Origin of the sequence: Tenacibaculum sp. ZH5_bin.1, assembly GCF_042865525.1 — a bacterium.
In the GTDB taxonomy this organism is placed as follows: Bacteria; Bacteroidota; Bacteroidia; order Flavobacteriales; family Flavobacteriaceae; genus Polaribacter; species Polaribacter mesophilus.
On sequence record NZ_JBEGIO010000001.1, the window covers coordinates 1491761 to 1506644 of the forward strand.

The window sequence follows — 14884 nt, forward strand, 5'->3', positions numbered from 1 at the left end:
TGTAATATGGCACAAGATAAATTAGACCTAGATATTCAAAAGAAACTAGATACTATAGAAGAATACAAATTTGAGCCTATTAAAGGTTACCCAATGCTACATTGGAAAGGAAAAAGACCTTTTACATCCACACAATACTACCCAGCACAGCAAAAAGAGAATTATGGGGAGGAAGTAAATGGTTGGATGAATAAGATTTTTTGGGGAGATAATCTTCAAGTAATGAGTCATCTTTTAAAAGATTACAGAGGAAAAATAGACCTTATTTACATTGACCCTCCATATGATTCTAAAGCAGATTATAAAAAGAAAATAAAACTTCGAGGAAAGGAAGTAAAAAATGACCAAAATTCTTTTGAAGAGAAGCAATACACTGATATTTGGAGCAATGATGACTACCTTCAATTTATGTATGAAAGATTAATAATTTTAAGAGAGTTATTGTCAGATACAGGTAGTATTTATTTACATGTAGATTACAGGAAAAGTCATCAATTAAGATGCATAATGGATGAAATATTTGGTAATGGAGGAGGAGATTTAAAAGGTGCTGGATTTAAAAATGAAATTGCTTATGGTTATAGGATTCAAGGTGTTGGTAAAGCTTCTTGGGCTAGAAAACATGACACTATTTTATTCTATTCAAAAACATCAATTCATAAATTTAAACCTTTGAAACAAAGGATCTATTATCGTAAAAAATTTATGGATGTTCTGGTTGATGAAAATGGTAGGTTTTATAGTGATGTCTTTGTAAGAGATATTTGGCTAAATGATGAAACAAGTGAAAAAGTTGAAATTCTTATTGATGAGGAAGGAAATTATTATTCTGAATTTAATTCACCTGATATTTGGGACCATGACGAAACTAAACCTTTTATCAGTGGTTCCAAGGAATACCTTCAATACCCTACCCAAAAATCTAAAGGTCTATTAAAAAGAATTATAAATCAAATGACATCTCCTGGTGACATTGTTTTTGATTGCTTTATGGGTTCTGGAACTACTCAAGCAGTTGCTTTGGAGTTAGGAAGAAAATATATTGGAGCTGATATTAATTTAGGTGCAATTGAAACTACTATAAAAAGATTGAATACTGTTACTGATGAAATAAAAAATGGCAAGTATAGAATAAATCATATTGACACAACAGGAAATAAAGAAGAGATTGAAACATTTTATACAGGATTTTCATTATATAATGTAAATAATTATGATGTCTTTAGAAATCCTGTACAAGCTAAAGAAATATTAAAACAAGCACTAGAAATACAACCACTACCTAACAATACTATTTATGATGGTGAAAAAGATGGTAGAATGGTTAAAATTATGCCTGTTAATAGAATTGCTACTCGTGCAGATTTAAATGAACTAATTTCAGGGTTTAATTATAAATCTTTCCAAAAGAAATTTGAGAAACAACCTAATAAACCAGTTGAGAATTTACTATTGGTATGCATGGGGCATGAACCAGATTTAGCTGCAACACTCCAAAAAGAAATACATCCATACAAAATTGATGTAGAGGTTGTAGATATACTAAGAGACAAGTCTAACCTTGAGTTTAAAAGAGATTCTGAAGCTGAAATAGTAGTAGAAGATAATAAGCTAGTAATTAAACAATTCTATCCAATGAACTTATTGCAGAAACTTTCAATTATGAAAGAAAATGTAGAAGATTGGAAAGAACTTGTGGAATCGGTTAAAGTAGATTTTAACTATGATGGGGCTGTTTTTGAACCTAGTGTTGTTGATATACCTGAAAAAGATGAAATGGTAATTGGAGAATATGATATACCTGAAAATGCTGGTACAATCAGAGTTAAAATAACTGACCTTTTAAGTGAATCATTAGAAATTTCAATAGACAATTAAGCTATGGCTAAAAAAAGAAAACAATCAGAAATTGAGTTTCCTTTTTATACTTATCTAAAGTTATTTCATGATGAGAATAAAAAGAAAATTTATAAGGCTTATAGTCCATTAACAAGAAAGTTTTTAAACTTCAATAATTCTGAAAATGTAAATTCTTGGTTAAGAAAACCACAATTTGAAGCCTTAGAAATTTATGTGTTCTTAAAAGAATTTTTAGGGAACAAATATTTATATGAGGTTTTTGAAGATTGGTATAATAAATCTAACTTATTTGAGGGTAGACAAGATATTGGTGTATCTCAATCAAAAGGTACTCTAGGTACTTTTGAACTTTTTGGACCATCAGAATTTCAAAACGATGATAAAATAGCTTTTGAAGAAATTTTTAAGCAAATAGAAGCATTTAAACAATCTTACCCAAACTATATTTTTGCTTTAGCAATGGGTATAGGTAAAACAGTCTTAATGGCTACTACCATTTTTTATGAGTTCTTACTAGCAAATAAATACCCCAAAAACACTAACTATTGTCATAATGCCTTAGTGTTTGCTCCAGATAAAACTGTTTTAATGTCTTTAAAAGAAATTGAAACTTTTGACAAAGCTAAAGTTGTACCTCCAGAGTATATTAATTGGTTAGATTCTCATCTAAAATTTCACTTTTTAGATGATACAGGTATTTCATTAAATGCAATAGATAATTCAAAATATAACATCATTATTTCTAATACTCAAAAGATTATTCTCAAGAAAAAAAGAAAAGAGGATTCTGCTTCTGAAAAGTTATTTAATGAGAGTGATGTTCTTTACAAAGCAAAATCATTAAATAAAGATTTTGAGGACTTATATGGTTTTGAGATAAATACAGACCAAGAGTTAATTTCTAACCAAAGGTTTGCTAAACTCATTAGATTAAAACAATTAGGAATTTATTTAGATGAAGCACACCATGCTTTTGGAAGTACTTTAGAAAAAGATTTTGGTATTAGAAAAACAGCAACAAGCTTAAGAGTAACTATTAATGAATTAGCTGAAGCACTATCACAAGCTGGTTCTAAAGTTGTTGGTTGTTATAACTATACAGGTACTCCATATGTTGGTAAAAGGCTATTGCCAGAAGTAGTCTATGCTTATGGCTTAAAAGATGCTATAGATAATAAATACCTTAAAAAGGTGAAAATACATGGCTTTGAGAATGTTAGAAGTAATGCTAAAGTATTTGTTAGAACTGCAATCACAGAATTTTGGAATGAACATAAAGATAAGAGGTACGAAGAAATGCTTCCTAAAATGGCATTTTTTGCAGCTTCAATAGATGAACTACAAAATGAATTAAAGCCTCTAGTAGAAGAAGTGCTGTCTGAATTAGAAATACCATTAAATAAAATATTGGTTAATGTAGGTGACCCTAAAATAACCACAAATGATGATTTAAGAGAGTTTAAAAATCTAGATACTCCTAATTCTGAAAAACAGTTTATTTTATTAGTTAATAAAGGAAAAGAGGGATGGAATTGTAGGTCTTTATTTGGAGTAAGTTTATTAAGGTCTCCAAAATCTAAAGTTTTTGTTTTACAAGCAACAATGCGTTGTCTAAGAGCTATATCAGATGTACAACAAAAAGGTATGGTGTATTTATCTAAAGAAAATGTAGATATACTAGAAAAAGAACTTGAACAAAACTTTAGGCTTACTATAGAAGATTTAACATCTGCTGGAGATGAAAAAGAGTTGGTAGAAGTTAGATTGGTTCCACCACCTGTAAAAATAAAACTCAAAAAGATAAAGACACTTCATCAGTTAAAAGAAAAAAAGTTAACAAATGGGGTTGATTTGGAATTTGACAATTTCAATTTTGAGAAATACAGAATTAAAAGAACTGAACGTGATATAACAGATATAACTTCTTCTAGAAAATTACAGGATATTGAACTTACAAAACAAAGAGTGTTTTCTCAGTTAACATTAGTATCTGAAATAGCAAGATACTTGTATCATCCTGAGGGAGTTGATAATTTAAGAAAAATTAGCTGTCTGGAGATTAAGAAAGTACTAGAAAATTCAAAACAGGGCTTACCTGCTGTTTTAGAAAAAGTCAACCTTTACAATGATTTTCTTTATGATTGGGTGATTCCTAAACTCTTTGAATCTTTTTATGACATTGATACTTTTACAAAAGAGGAAGAAGAAGAAATAGAGCTTGTAAAAGAACCAAAAGATGGGTATTACACGTTAAGAGCTAAACCTGAATTAATTGCTAACATAGAAGATGATTTATACTCTAGTTACAAAAACAAATCTTTTCATTTAGACAACTATTGTTTTGATTCTATACCTGAATCTCAAATGTTTTATAACTTAATTAAAACAGGTGAAATTGAAAAAGTTTGGTTCACAGGAATGTTAACTCATGGACAATCAGATTTTTTAATTAGATATATAGACCCAGAATCTCATACAGTAAGGAGTTACTATCCAGACTTCCTTGTAAAATTAAATTCTGAAAAAGAAGAATACTTAATTATAGAAGTAAAAGGAGATAATAAAATTGATGATTCTATTGTTAAGGCTAAAGCTGAATATGCTTCACAAATTGCTGGTGCTAGTGGTATGAAGTATTTAATGATAAAAGGAACTGAAGTAAATAAAACTATTTTATAATGAATTATATACCAGGAGAGGATGAGTTTAGAGCAGACATGAAATATGAAATGTTAGCTAGATATGCATTTGATTGTGACAGGTGGGGAGGGCCTAATAATATAGCAGATGCTAATTATTATGATTTTCATTTTGTACCTAAAATAGATGAGGAAGGCACTCAGGCTTTAAGTTCTATTCTTGAGGCTTTAATTAGTAAACATGATAATGAAATAGCAAAAAAGGAAGAATTAATTTTATTAAGAGGTTCTTTATCTAAAGAAATGAAACAAAAGACAGGTATTGAATTAATAAATTATATTTATAAAATATTAAAAGAATAAAAAATGGCTTGTCCATTTTATTAGTATTATATAAGGACAGGACAAAATAAAGGGTGTTGTTTTAGGTAGTAAAAAGTTAGAATTGAGCTGTAAGTACTATAAATACTAATACTATTTGCACAGGTTCGAATCCTGTCGCGATCACAATAAGCCTTACTAGTTTTAGTAAGGCTTTTTTGTTTTTGTAGGTTTTATAGTAGATACAGACTGTTTTCTTAAAATAGTAAAGGCTTACTCCTTTTAATAATTATACTTATATCTTGTGAATTTGGTGTGTAATTAGGTGTACCACTTTTTATTTTTGGTGTACCATTTTTTCAGCAAAAAAATTGTATTACCCCCAAAAAAAATATCAATGTATATAAAAGCCAAACTTTTTGTTTGTGGTGAAGAAAGAGAATTACTTTCTACAAGTTTAAATTACAATAGACTTACTGATTGGAACGGTAAACCTACATCAGCCTTGATGGGAGGAGCTTTTACAGTTACCTATGAATCACAAATGTATGATGATACCTTTATTGAGTGGATTATAGCCGATAGAAAAGATAATAAAAGACCAGAAAAAAGGGACAAATACTGTTAAAGTTAATGAAGAAGGAACTTCATTAATGTAAGTAAAACATGAGTTTGTTATGTGTTTAAATAGTTTATTAAGTGGTTGTTATGCGTTAATTTATCGTGCCTGGTTGTATTTTACTTTTTAAATTTAATACTTTGGAGTATAGCCATAGCTTCTTTAAGATTAATGTCATAAATATTTTTAAGAGAAGAATAATTGTAATTATAATATTCCTTATTATGTTCAAAATATACACTATATCTTTTATAGTTTTGTCCATTCCAATTTGATTCGGTAATAACAGTATAGATATCACCAAGTTGACTGTTTTTAACTAGTCTTACTTCAAGAGGTGTATTTGTTTCTTTTTTTTGAATTAAAGAAAATAATTCACTTAGTGTTGACGGCTTTTCTTTTAGTTGATATTGAAAAATAGAGACTAAATTATTAAAATGATTTTCTTCTTTTTTAAGAGGGGTATAACCTACATAACCATGATGTTTAATAGGTCTCCAATTGTTAGGTTTAACAATTGTAAAGTTCTGATTATTTATCCAATTCTGTGTTTCAATGTCAGTTTTAATTGTCTTGACTGAAGAGCAATTAAATAACGTTAAAATCAATAATAAAGAGATAATTTGTTTCATATAGTTTTGTCATATTAAGTGGCGTTTTTCTTTTCTTTGATGCTATTAAATTAAGCAAGTATACGTCAAACTAAAAACAAAAAGTATAAAATTTATTGTTTTTATCTCGGCTCTTTGTTGTGAACAGTATTTTTATTTTTTAAGTTCAGTAAACCACCAAGTATAACACAAGACATACCAATTAAGTATGCTATGTAAAATGGCTCGTTAAAAAAGATTATTAAAAAAATTGATGATAAAACAGGTGTTAAAAAAACAAATGGCGCTATAAGAGAAGCTTCTCCAATTTTAAGAGCTTTAATCCAAAATATATACGAAAGACCATTTACTAAAAATCCATTAATTAGAATTGGTATACCAGTATTTAAATTAGGAATCTTAAATTCAGAATAAAAGTTCATTGATAGAAAAGAAGCGAAACTAGCTGTTAAAAAGTAAATGGTTAATAATAGTATATCATCCATTTTTATTTTTTTACTTAACACAGAAAACAATGCAAAAACAAATGCTCCTGTAAATACTATTAAGTCGATATTTATATTTTCAAATTTTAATTGTTCAAAATCCCCTTTTGTGAGAACTAAGAAAACACCTATAAACCCCAAGAGAATAGATATTGTTTTAAACATTGTTAGTTTTTCTTTCAAAAGAATGAGGGATAGTAAAACAATTAAAATAGGCCAAGAATATTGAACAATTAACACCTCCATTCCTGGTGCATTAGCATAACCAAAATATAATAATACATAATACAGATAGGTGCCTAAAAAACCTAAACAAATAGCTTGCAACCATTTGATTTTTGCAATATAATATAGTTTTTGAAGGCTTTTTTTATAAAGGGTAATACCAAAAAAAAATAGTAAAGAAGATAGACTTGACCAAAAAAGAAATTGATGGTTATCTAATTCATTTTGTCCTAATTTAGATACAACAGGTATCAATGCCCATAAAAATACACAGACTATAATATAGATGAAAGATTTATTCATAGAAGTTTACTTTTATTAGAGTGCACAAACTTCTATTTTCTAATTATAATCTAATAGGACTATTTAGGATTAGTATGGTACTATTTGGAATTCAAATTTAATTTAGAAAATTTTCTATAAGTTATAGGTGTTTTTTCAAAGTGTTTTTTAAACGCTTTTATAAAATAAGAGCTTTCAGAGTAACCAAGTTCTCCTACAATTTCTTTAACACTTAAGTTACTGTAACGTAACATTCTTGCTGCTTCATTTAATATATAGGTTTCTAGAAATTTAGCTGATGTTAGCCCAGTATTCTTTTTAAGTATTTGATTCAGTTTTTTTTGAGAAGTAGCCAATTGCCTAATATAGAAAGCCAATTTTTTTTGTTCTTTATATTGTGTTCTAACCAATTGTACAAATTGTTCTAATATTTTCACATCATTATCCAAGTCTTCTATTTCTGTAAAGCTTTTAAATCCCTTTATTTTAGTGAGTAGTATATGTAAATAATCCTGTAAAATTGTGATAGTACTGTTTTGGTTCTTATTAAAATAATGATTTAAAAGATTGAATTCATTATTAAATATTTTAATTTCTTCACTCGGTATTTTGACATAAGCTTGATTAATGTTGTGAAACAGTAGAGTAGATTTATTCTGAAAACGGTCTAATAAACTATCGCAAAAACTAACAACATAACCTTGAACATCTTTGTTATATGTTATTTTGTGTAAATAATAAGGTGCTAAAAGAAAAATAGTTCCACCTGTAAAAATATACTTTTTATCCTCTATTACATGAACTCCAGAACCACTTTCAATCCAGACAATTTGATAAAAAATATGTCGATGTAATGATGTTCCATCATTATTTAAGGTTTGGTATCTACCATCAATAATTTTGTCTATTATAATTTTTTTATCATACTTTTTAAGTAATTTTTCAAACTCTTTTTTTATCATTAAATAATCTTTTATAATTGTGCACAACGATCTCAGCTATGGTTAGTGCGGGATTGAAAAACGATTAATTTTTGATTAAGCACTTAGCCAAAACTTTTTACTTTTTTTTATTTTAAAAGCCAAACTTAAAAATTTTGGAGTCTTAGTAAATAAGCACAACCTTTTCGGTTTAGTACTTGTTAGGTATGTTTTATACACCCTGTTGTATACAGTAATTTTTAACAGCAATCCCAGTAAAAATAGGCTTTTGAAAAATTCTTTTTAATTAGATTCTCTTCGCTTATAAAAACATGTCCAAGTCCACTGTCTCCAAACATTATATGGTCATCGACATCTATTTGTAAAACTTGTATATCATTTTTTTGGTCAACATTGTAATCTCTTGGGTCAGACTGAGTAAATTCCGCATACCCTCCAATTTTATGTCCCATTGCATTAAAATATTCTCCAAATAATTTCTCTTGTTCCTCATTCAAACTTTCATTAAAATCCCAATAGTCACCTCCATCAAAAAGATAATCGAATTGAGAATCCTCTGAACCTCCTTTATCAATTCCTTTTTCAAATGACAGTTGATGAAGTTTATAAACAGGCATTTCATCATAATCCTTTTCATTAATGAACGAAAAATCGCTTATCGGTTCTTTACTTAGCTCTTCAAGTGAATGATAAATGATAGCATAATCTTCTTCATACCAATCCGTTGCTGATAAGAATAGTTGAAGAATTCCGTTTGCAGGGAAAGGTGTAATTTGTGGAATTTGTTCAAAATTCAGTTGAGCAACCATTACCATAGGTTTTCCATTTCCATCTTTTGGATATTCTTTATCTCTTGGAAAGAATGGACTTCCTAGAAATTTGCTGTCTTTCAAATCTAAATTATCTTCAAGAAGCTTTTCTTCTCTTGGCTTTGCATTTATGCGCACGAATTCTCGTTCGTACTTTTTTAAATCGAACTCAAATTTCTTTATAAAGTCAGGAATCATTGATGTTTCTTTTATTTTACACAACGGTTTCGTGTAGCCTGTAAGTTATCAGACTAAATTAGTGAAAAGTTTTTAGTTATTTACAAGCTTTAGTAATAGTAAAAAGTTGTTCGCCTTATGACGCAAATTATAAAAGTACGTTGGTTTAAAAAAGTATAAAATGTACTTGTTTTTTACCTCATTTCTTTGTTGTATGCAGTATTTTATTCAAAATTTTTAAGTGTTTTTCCTAAATTAGATTCCATTAAATCATCTCCATTTGGATAATAAAGCAGAATTTCCAATTTAATATTTTCCACAATCTCAATAAACTCATTTTTCTTAATTGCAAAATTAAATCGTACTGCATTAAGTGATTCATTTGGGTAGATTGGTGTAACTCCTTTTACGCTTACTTTAAATCTATTATCTTCTAAATGTGTGAAGTTTATATTTTTATTGGATTCACCATTATTTTGATAAATTCTCATACTTTTTGCGAAATCTATAAAGTAGATATTTACTTTATAATTTTCTTCCATTTTTTCTCCGTCATTATAAACATCAACTTCTAAAGTGTATTCAAATTCTTCGTCTTCGTCTGTGCTTTTAGTTTTTTTAATTATTGATTTGTCTAAAATCAATTTTGATTTAACTTTTCTGCCATAAAGTTGTCTTACTTCATACTCTTCCATTGGTACAGATTCGAAATTATATCGCTTGTAGTATTTTTTATCTCGAGCCATATGAGGTGCTTCAAGACTTGATGGTATTTGAACTACGTAAATTGTACTTGAGATAATTCCATTTTTCCTGACTGGAAATATTTTTAAATCAGGTATGTTTCTGTTTACTGTGGAACTTATAATTTGCTCTAACCATTCTTTTGTGAACTCATTACCATCTATAAACGAAAAGCTATGAGCTTTGTGGTTTTTCTCTTCGATACCATAAATTATTATTCCACCATCTGAATTGGCAAATGCTGACACATCTTTGGATACTTCTTTTTTTTGACCATCTTTTTTTGAAAGTGCTCCAGCCGATTTGAATTCAATATGTATAGATTCCTCAATCTCATTTTCAATAAAAGAATTGATTGTTTCAAAATCGTATAATTCTAATTTATGTAGTTCTTTCATATTTTTAGGACAGTGTCAATATTGCATACAACGGCTTCGGCTATGATTGGTGCGGGAATAGGGAAGTAGAGGCTTTCCGATTTAGCACTAAGACGAAGCATTTTGTTTGCTTTTATTTTTTCTTATTCAAAAGTCAAATCAAAATGATTTGACGACATTATAAAAATACACTAAACTTTTGATTAAACACCAAAACCCGTATTAATTATAGCCAATGTTATGTATAGTTTGTTTTTATTCAATACTAAACATTCTAATTCTATTAGGTCTAAACTTGCTATATTTTCCTAAGTTTATTTCATTGTTACTTGGGTCGATATATGAATATATTACGGGGAATTTCTTTCCAACACAATAGTCGGTTCCATCGTCACATTTAAAAGGATAAACTTTTGCTTCACCTTCTTGAAATTTTCCATTTACCTTAAATATATATTTGATATAATGTTTTTCACCTGTTTTAAAATGCTTAACTATTTTTCCTTCAGAATAAGCTTTATGGTCTGACAATTCTTTTTCTTTTATAAAAATATAAGTTATTACAGAAATAATAACCGTAAAAAATAACATTAAAAGTAAGTGGTCTTTTTTCATTATTTTAATAATTCAAGCTTTTTATGTTTGTTATTAGTTTTATTCAGTTATAATTATACATAACTCGTTATATTCTAAGTTTTACTTTTGTTATCCCGATAATAGCAAGGGATATTATAAATAAAGCAGAGCAATTTTCACATATTATCAAATGTATCAAAATCAATACCTTATCTAAAATAAAGTTATTAACGAATTACTGTTTTTTGTTAATTAATAATCCAATTCCTGCGAACCTAAAAAAAGACAAGCACATATTCTTACGGAATCCCGTAATAAATTGTTCTAGCTATCATAAAAGCTTGAGTGGGTCGCTGATATCACGGCATGCTCCGCAGACACCGCGGCATGGGTCGCTAATACCACGGCACGGGTCGCTAATACCGCGGCATGGGTCGCTGATATCACGGCATGCTCCGCAGACACCGCGGCATGGGTCGCTAATACCACGGCACGGGTCGCTAATACCACGGCATGGGTCGCTGATGCTACGGCATGGGTCGCTGACACCACGGCACGGGTCGCTAGTACCACGGCATGGGTCGCTGATATCACGGCGTGCTCCGAAGACACCGCGGCACGGGTCGCTAATATCACGGCGTGCTCCGAAGACACCACGGCACGGGTCGCTAATATCACGGCGTGCTCCGAAGACACCACGGCACAAGTAGCTAACACTAAGGCAATAGATAAATTAATAACACATGTAAAAAAGCTGACAGCGTTGTTAGCCGTAGCCTCAAATCCCAACAGATTTCATAAAAGCTTTCGGAGAAAACATTAAAAGAGCTTAAGAAAAAGCTATCAATCAATACTTAAAAGTAGAATTTTGTTAGTTGTAGTATGAGTAAGCAGGTGTATATATTATAGTATTGGTTTTTACCATTAAAGATCACTAGAAAGCGTCATCCCGATTGAAAAGAGGGAGCTCATTAAAGTGAGTAACTCTTATTGTTGAGATGTCTCATCATCCATACTTCATGCTATCGACATGACACCCTATTGATTTTAGTTAATTTATAAAACTCAGGTTATACCAAAATTTTATCAAAGGTATACACCATTTTTGCTAATTTCGCCGCTTAAAATTATTTGTATGATTACGGTAGATCAATTAACGGTTGAGTTTAGTGGTAACACCTTGTTTAGCGATGTTTCGTTTGTAATAAACGAAAACGATAAAATTGCCTTAATGGGTAAAAATGGGGCAGGAAAATCCACTATGATGAAAATTATAGCAGGAGTTTCTAAACCAACTAAAGGAGGCGTTCGCAGCCCGAAAGATACCGTAATCGCTTACTTACCTCAGCATTTGTTAATGGAAGACAACTGCACGGTAAAAGAAGAAGCATCCAAAGCGTTTGCATCTATTTTTGCTATGAAAGCCGAAATGGACGACCTCAACAAACAATTAGAAACCCGTACCGATTACGAATCGGATGATTATATGAAAATCATCGAGCGTGTATCAGATTTAGGAGAGAAGTACTACGCGTTAGAAGAAATAAACTACGAAGCAGAAGTAGAAAAAGCTTTAAAAGGATTAGGATTTAAACAAGAAGATTTTGAAAGAGCAACCTCAGAGTTTAGTGGAGGTTGGCGTATGCGTATTGAGTTGGCGAAAATCTTACTGCAAAAACCCGATTTAATTTTGTTAGATGAGCCTACCAACCACGTAGATATCGAATCGGTAATTTGGTTAGAAAACTTCTTATTAAACAAAGCCAAGGCGGTAGTAGTAATTTCGCACGATAAAGCGTTTATTGATAACATTACCAACCGAACCATTGAGGTAACGATGGGAACCATTCACGATTACAAAGCGAACTACTCACACTATTTAGAGTTGCGTAAAGAGCGTCGTGCACATCAGTTAAAAGCCTACCAAGAACAACAAAAGTTTATTGCCGATACCAAAGCGTTTATCGAGCGTTTTAAAGGAACCTATTCAAAAACGAATCAAGTAGCTTCACGTGAACGAATGTTAGAAAAATTAGTTCCTGTAGAAATAGATGAGGTAGATACTTCAGCATTAAAACTGCGTTTTCCACCATCACCACGTTCGGGAGATTATCCTGTAAAAGTGGAAGGATTGACGAAGCAATACGGAGACTTAACCGTATTTAAAGATGCAAGTTTCTCTATAGCTCGTGGAGAAAAGGTGTCGTTTGTAGGAAGAAACGGAGAAGGAAAATCGACCATGATTAAAGCAATTATGGGAGAAATTGATTTTGAAGGAGAATGTGGTTTAGGGCACAACGCTAAAGTAGGATACTTTGCACAGAATCAAGCATCATTGTTAGACCCTGAATTAACAATTTTCCAAACCGTAGATGAGGTTGCCGAAGGAGACATCCGAACGCAAATCAAAAATATATTAGGACGTTTTATGTTCTCGGGAGATGATTTAGAAAAGAAAGTAAAAGTACTTTCTGGAGGAGAGAAAACCCGTTTAGCAATGGTAAAGTTGTTGTTAGAGCCGGTAAACGTATTGATATTAGATGAACCTACAAACCACTTAGATTTAAAATCAAAAGAGGTAATCAAAGAAGCCTTATTACACTTCGACGGAACCTTAATTTTAGTATCGCACGACCGTGATTTCTTACAAGGATTATCTCAAAAAGTATTTGAATTTAAAGACCAACGCGTTATAGAACACTTTGAAACGATTGATGCTTTCTTAGAACGTAACAACATCAAAGCGTTAAAGGAGATAGATTTGTAGTCATCCCGACTGAAAGGAGGGATCTCATTATAGTGAGTAACTCCCATTGTTGAGATTTCTCGTCGCTCATAAAATCACTCTGTCGAAATGACGTCTAAGTTATCGTCATTGCGAGTGTAACGAAGTAATCTGTTAGTCGATGGAGGGATTACTTCAGTCGTAACCTCCTTCGTAATGACGAGTAGAGGGAGCGGTTAGTTCACCCCACAGCACTTCTTGTACTTTACTCCACTATCACAAGGACAAGGGTCGTTTCTGGAAATATCAAGACGTTTTAAATGCAGGTTCATGTCGTCCATATCTTGTTTAAAGATTTGCTCTAGCAATGCATAAAGCTCAGGATGTTTTCTAGCTAATAACTTCGGACGCTCAAAAAAGTATTCACTAGCTACCGAGAAAAACTCCGCTTTGTTAGTCCCACCATACGGATTGATATCAGAAGCGTCGTTATATATTTCTTCAATCTTTTTGTTGATTAAGTCTACCCACGGAATACTGTATTGCTTTTCTAATAATACATGTGGTACTCCGTCAATATTACCATCTAGTTTATCAATTAAATGTACAAACTCATGGATGGCAGTATTCTTTTTATCAGTTTCATTTTCAAAACCTAGATGTAAAGCAGGTTTCGATAAAACCATTTTTCCTTCTAAATACCCGTTACCTACCATTCCTAAAATTCTTCGGTTGTCTCCTTCGGTTTCAAAATGCTCGTTAAACATAGCAGGATATAAAATGATTTCTTTGATGTTAGGATAGCGCCATTCAGGAAAATTAAAAATAGGAATTACAGCACTAGAAGCTATCAGAAGTTTGTCCGTAATCGTAACTGTAACATCAACACCAATAACTTCATGATTTAACAGGAATTCAAAAACTTTGAATTCAAACAATTCTTTTTCATCAGGAGTGAGTGCGTTGTAAAAAGCGACTTTTTTAGTTAAAATAACTTTCCATTTGTTTGGAAAAGGAGTTGTAGGTTGTTTCCACTTTGGTGTTGAGGTGCTTTTTTTGAATACAAGAAAAATACCTACGAGTATAATTATAGATAAATAAGTCATTTAAAATAGCGTTGAGACTACTAGTAATTTTTTTTCAAATATATAAAAATAGGGTAGAGTACAAGCGTCATTGCGAATGGAATGAAGCAATCTGTATATCGTGTACCGAGTAAAAGATAGCCACGTTGTTCATTTCGACTTCGCTCAATGAGCCTCCTCGCTATGACGTTTAGGTATGGTCATTCTAATTAACTTAACGTCATTCCAAACGGATGTGAGGAATCTCATGAAGAGAGTAACTTCTATTCTCAAGATCTCTCACATTCCGCGTTGCTTCAGTTCGAGATGACGGTATGTTTCGTCATTGCGAGTAGAACGAAGCAATCTGCTAGTTGATGGAGAGATTACTTCAGTCGTAACCTCCTTCGTAATGACGTTTTATTTATA

13 protein-coding genes are annotated in these 14884 nt (G+C 31.0%); 5 read left to right on the plus strand and 8 right to left on the minus strand.

All coding sequences use genetic code 11. From position 1 onward, the window contains the following. The first annotated feature begins 6 nt into the window (after positions 1-6). From ABHQ57_RS06915 to tssD, 4 genes are all read left to right on the plus strand, one after another. A complete protein-coding gene (locus ABHQ57_RS06915; RefSeq protein WP_389862947.1) occupies positions 7-1878 on the plus strand; it encodes a DNA methyltransferase in 1872 nt (623 codons plus the stop codon). A gap of 3 nt (positions 1879-1881) precedes the next feature. Beyond that, complete coding sequence (locus ABHQ57_RS06920; RefSeq protein WP_389862950.1) at positions 1882-4539, plus strand: TnsA endonuclease N-terminal domain-containing protein; 2658 nt, start codon at positions 1882-1884, stop codon at positions 4537-4539. Continuing rightward, positions 4539-4862, plus strand: coding sequence for a hypothetical protein (locus ABHQ57_RS06925; protein WP_389862953.1), 324 nt, complete (start codon positions 4539-4541; stop codon positions 4860-4862). Before ABHQ57_RS06920 ends, ABHQ57_RS06925 begins: the two co-directional genes overlap by 1 nt. A gap of 355 nt (positions 4863-5217) precedes the next feature. Further along, positions 5218-5448: a type VI secretion system tube protein TssD gene (tssD, locus tag ABHQ57_RS06930; RefSeq protein ID WP_167713468.1), complete on the plus strand. Its 231-nt coding sequence runs from the start codon at positions 5218-5220 to the stop codon at positions 5446-5448. Positions 5449-5558: 110 nt separating this feature from the next. Here tssD and ABHQ57_RS06935 read toward each other — a convergent pair whose 3' ends face one another. The 7 genes from ABHQ57_RS06935 to ABHQ57_RS06965 form a co-directional block, all read right to left on the minus strand. Continuing rightward, positions 5559-6071: a hypothetical protein gene (locus ABHQ57_RS06935; protein ID WP_389862957.1), complete on the minus strand. Its 513-nt coding sequence runs from the start codon at positions 6069-6071 to the stop codon at positions 5559-5561. Positions 6072-6172: 101 nt separating this feature from the next. Continuing rightward, positions 6173-7063: a DMT family transporter gene (locus ABHQ57_RS06940; protein WP_389862960.1), complete on the minus strand. Its 891-nt coding sequence runs from the start codon at positions 7061-7063 to the stop codon at positions 6173-6175. 80 nt (positions 7064-7143) lie between these two features. Beyond that, on the minus strand, positions 7144-8004 hold the full coding sequence (locus ABHQ57_RS06945) for a helix-turn-helix domain-containing protein (protein ID WP_047789361.1): 861 nt from the start codon (positions 8002-8004) through the stop codon (positions 7144-7146). Between the two features lie 218 nt (positions 8005-8222). Further along, positions 8223-9014: a YwqG family protein gene (locus ABHQ57_RS06950; protein WP_389862963.1), complete on the minus strand. Its 792-nt coding sequence runs from the start codon at positions 9012-9014 to the stop codon at positions 8223-8225. Between the two features lie 179 nt (positions 9015-9193). Further along, positions 9194-10111 carry a helix-turn-helix domain-containing protein gene (locus ABHQ57_RS06955; RefSeq protein ID WP_389862966.1) on the minus strand — a complete coding sequence of 306 codons (918 nt, stop codon included), beginning with the start codon at positions 10109-10111 and terminating at the stop codon, positions 9194-9196. Positions 10112-10345: 234 nt separating this feature from the next. Beyond that, positions 10346-10705 (minus strand): hypothetical protein, encoded by a 360-nt coding sequence (locus ABHQ57_RS06960; protein WP_173360700.1) that lies wholly within the window; start codon positions 10703-10705, stop codon positions 10346-10348. Positions 10706-10990: 285 nt separating this feature from the next. Further along, the gene (locus ABHQ57_RS06965) at positions 10991-11455 is read right to left on the minus strand and encodes a hypothetical protein (protein ID WP_389862969.1); all 465 of its coding nucleotides are present in this window, start codon (positions 11453-11455) and stop codon (positions 10991-10993) included. A 346-nt stretch (positions 11456-11801) separates the two neighbouring features. On the opposite strand from ABHQ57_RS06965, the gene ABHQ57_RS06970 reads away from it, so the two are divergent. After that, complete coding sequence (locus ABHQ57_RS06970) at positions 11802-13433, plus strand: ABC-F family ATP-binding cassette domain-containing protein (RefSeq protein WP_073181369.1); 1632 nt, start codon at positions 11802-11804, stop codon at positions 13431-13433. 194 nt (positions 13434-13627) lie between these two features. Here the strand turns inward: ABHQ57_RS06970 and ABHQ57_RS06975 are convergent, their stop codons facing one another. After that, positions 13628-14497 carry a zinc-dependent peptidase gene (locus tag ABHQ57_RS06975; protein WP_047789358.1) on the minus strand — a complete coding sequence of 290 codons (870 nt, stop codon included), beginning with the start codon at positions 14495-14497 and terminating at the stop codon, positions 13628-13630. Between the last annotated feature and the right edge of the window lie 387 nt (positions 14498-14884).

Coding starts and splice junctions, on each gene's coding strand:
- ABHQ57_RS06940 (WP_389862960.1), bottom strand. CDS start 7,063: ATGAATAAATCTTTCATCTATATTATAGTCTGTGTATTTTTATGGGCA.
- tssD (WP_167713468.1), top strand. CDS start 5,218: ATGTATATAAAAGCCAAACTTTTTGTTTGTGGTGAAGAAAGAGAATTA.
- ABHQ57_RS06955 (WP_389862966.1), bottom strand. CDS start 10,111: ATGAAAGAACTACATAAATTAGAATTATACGATTTTGAAACAATCAAT.
- ABHQ57_RS06925 (WP_389862953.1), top strand. CDS start 4,539: ATGAATTATATACCAGGAGAGGATGAGTTTAGAGCAGACATGAAATAT.
- ABHQ57_RS06970 (WP_073181369.1), top strand. CDS start 11,802: ATGATTACGGTAGATCAATTAACGGTTGAGTTTAGTGGTAACACCTTG.
- ABHQ57_RS06915 (WP_389862947.1), top strand. CDS start 7: ATGGCACAAGATAAATTAGACCTAGATATTCAAAAGAAACTAGATACT.
- ABHQ57_RS06960 (WP_173360700.1), bottom strand. CDS start 10,705: ATGAAAAAAGACCACTTACTTTTAATGTTATTTTTTACGGTTATTATT.
- ABHQ57_RS06920 (WP_389862950.1), top strand. CDS start 1,882: ATGGCTAAAAAAAGAAAACAATCAGAAATTGAGTTTCCTTTTTATACT.
- ABHQ57_RS06945 (WP_047789361.1), bottom strand. CDS start 8,004: ATGATAAAAAAAGAGTTTGAAAAATTACTTAAAAAGTATGATAAAAAA.
- ABHQ57_RS06975 (WP_047789358.1), bottom strand. CDS start 14,497: ATGACTTATTTATCTATAATTATACTCGTAGGTATTTTTCTTGTATTC.
- ABHQ57_RS06935 (WP_389862957.1), bottom strand. CDS start 6,071: ATGAAACAAATTATCTCTTTATTATTGATTTTAACGTTATTTAATTGC.